The organism is Salipiger sp. PrR007, assembly GCF_010499845.1.
Lineage (GTDB): Bacteria > Pseudomonadota > Alphaproteobacteria > Rhodobacterales > Rhodobacteraceae > Salipiger > Salipiger pacificus_A.
This window is the reverse complement of sequence record NZ_JAAGOZ010000085.1, coordinates 1-2,126: the sequence shown is the minus strand read 5'-3', so window position 1 is coordinate 2,126 and position 2,126 is coordinate 1. Positions and strand designations below refer to the sequence as shown.

Sequence of the window (2,126 nt, the reverse complement as noted above, 5' to 3'; positions counted from 1 at the left end):
CCTCGGGATCGAGGACAGCCTCGATCCCGTGACGCCGGAAGGTCTCTTCGACGCTGCGAAGAAACGGGTCCATCGCGGTCAGTCCGCGGCGCCGTTATCGGCTGCGCTGGCACCCGCGACCACTCCGGTGGTCGTGGATGAGGCAGCGACGGCGCTTGTCGATGCCGCACTTGCCACTGTGGCGCTGGTCGCGGCCTGGCTGGCAGCGCCGCTCTTGGTCGCAGCCGCCTTCTTGGGCGCGGCCTTCTTCGGCGTGGTCACCGCCTCGCCGTCGGCCTCGCGCGCGCCGACCCCATCTTTCTCGATCAGCTCCGCAATCGAGGTGGGGACTGCGCCCGCCCAGCCCTTGGGCAATGTGCGCTTCGACGAGCCGTCGAGCTTGTAGGTAAACTCGCCGGTCATCTTGACGCGAACGAGTTCGGTGCTGGTCTTTTTGGCCATGGGGTTCACTCCAGGGAACAGGGTCCCGGCGCACGCGGCACCGGGGCCGGGCTATCGGGATCAGTTCGAGGTGTAACCGCGAACCAGGACGGCCGGGCGAGTGCAGATCTGCGCGTTCTGCATCATCGCCTCGACGTCGACGAAGCGCTCTTCGTCGCGGTCGTAGATGACCTTCGAGTAGAACTCCTGCCCCGGCGTGTTCGCGAGACCGACATAGTCAGGCGAGCCGTTGAAGGTGCGGAACGTCTGGCGGGTGCCGACCGGGAAGAAGCTCGCCTCCGCCTCGGGGATGAAGTTGCGGGTCACCACGGTGCCGTCTTCCTGAGGCACATCCGCCTCGCCGAGGTATTCCTTCCAGGTGATGCCGCCGAACTCGAAGCCGTCCGATTTGTCGTCGCGCAGCGGATCGCCGCCGCTAGTGTTCTGGAAGTACTTGTAGCGGTCCTTGAAGTCCGCGTGCCCCATCAGCTTGTCTGTGTAGTCGGGGTGGATCAGGCCCATCACGCCGGTCATCACATCGCCCTTGAGGTTGGTCCGGACGTGGCGCGTCACCTCGCGGCACTTCGCGGCGAGATCGGTGGTGCCGCTGCCGAGAGTGAAATCGACCGACTTTCGGCTGATCTCGAACTTGTCGTAGAGGTCCCAGAGCGGCGAGCCGTCGGCGTCGAGCACGATGCCCTGCAGCGCGCAGACGCGGTGGTACTCGCGCGTGATGTCGAGCGAGCCGCGCAGCTCGATCTGGCGTTCCATCACCTCATCCTGCGCCTGCTTGAGCTCGGTCTCGGAGCCATAGGCGCGGATGTTGTCGATGTCGTCGGCGGTGATCCGGGCCTTGAGGCCGAAGCGCTTGGTCGAGAAGTCCACCAGCTTGCCCTTGCGGGTGCTCGCGCCGGGCAGCGGCGTACTGCGCTCGGAGGAGTTCACCAGCTGGATGACGCCGTTGATCATCTCGACCGAGAACTTGGTGCCGCGGATCGGCTTGGCGGCGAAGACACCCATGCCGCTGACCAGACCCCACTGGTTGGGGACGACGCGGATGGAGTCGCCGAGCGTCATGGCGGAGAAGCCATCGCCCTTGAAGATATCGTAATGAGCCATCGGGCTCTCCTTTCATCGAATGGCGCGCTTCCGCGCGGCGGGACGGCGGTGCCGGGTGGGCCCCGGCCCCAATGACGGGTCAGGTCGCGAGAATGCCGAGCTCTTTCAGCGCCGCGCAGGCGCCATTGCGGTCGGCCTCGGTGGCAAAGCTCGCGTCGAAGATCAGCCCGAAGCGGCGCACGCGGGTGTGGCGCGCCTGGATCACTGCGGTGACGTCGGCCAAGGCAGCGCGTGCTTCGGTGCGCAGCACCGCCACCGGCGTCTGCGAGCCATCTGTGGCGCCGCTGTCGCAGCGGACGTATTTGCCGGTGGCCGTGATCTTGCCGAGCACGGTGCCGGGCTGCAGGTCGGCACCAGCGCCAATCACCGCAGGCTCGCGGGAATACTCGGCCTGGTCGAACAACACGAAATCGCCGGCGGTGCGGCCTTCAGTAAGGGGAGGCATCGGGGTCTTCCTTTCTGCCAGAGGTCAAAGAAAAAGCGCGGAGAAAGCCCCCGCGCCGGATCAGGTGAAGCGGGCTGCCATGCGATCCTTCATCGAGGGCGCGGCGGCCGAAGCGCCGGGTGCCGGCGCATCAAGGTCGGTG

The 2,126-nt window shown here is 66.5% G+C and carries 3 protein-coding genes; all 3 read right to left on the bottom strand.

The window, feature by feature from the left end; genetic code table 11:
* Window positions 1-78 precede the first annotated feature (78 nt).
* Entirely contained in the window at window positions 79-441 is a 363-nt protein-coding gene (locus G0Q01_RS24520) for a hypothetical protein (protein ID WP_164213939.1), read from the bottom strand.
* A 60-nt stretch (window positions 442-501) separates the two neighbouring features.
* Window positions 502-1,539: a major capsid protein gene (locus G0Q01_RS24515; RefSeq protein ID WP_164213938.1), complete on the bottom strand. Its 1,038-nt coding sequence runs from the start codon at window positions 1,537-1,539 to the stop codon at window positions 502-504.
* Window positions 1,540-1,618: 79 nt separating this feature from the next.
* Window positions 1,619-1,984: a head decoration protein gene (locus tag G0Q01_RS24510; protein WP_164213937.1), complete on the bottom strand. Its 366-nt coding sequence runs from the start codon at window positions 1,982-1,984 to the stop codon at window positions 1,619-1,621.
* Window positions 1,985-2,126: the final 142 nt, after the last annotated feature.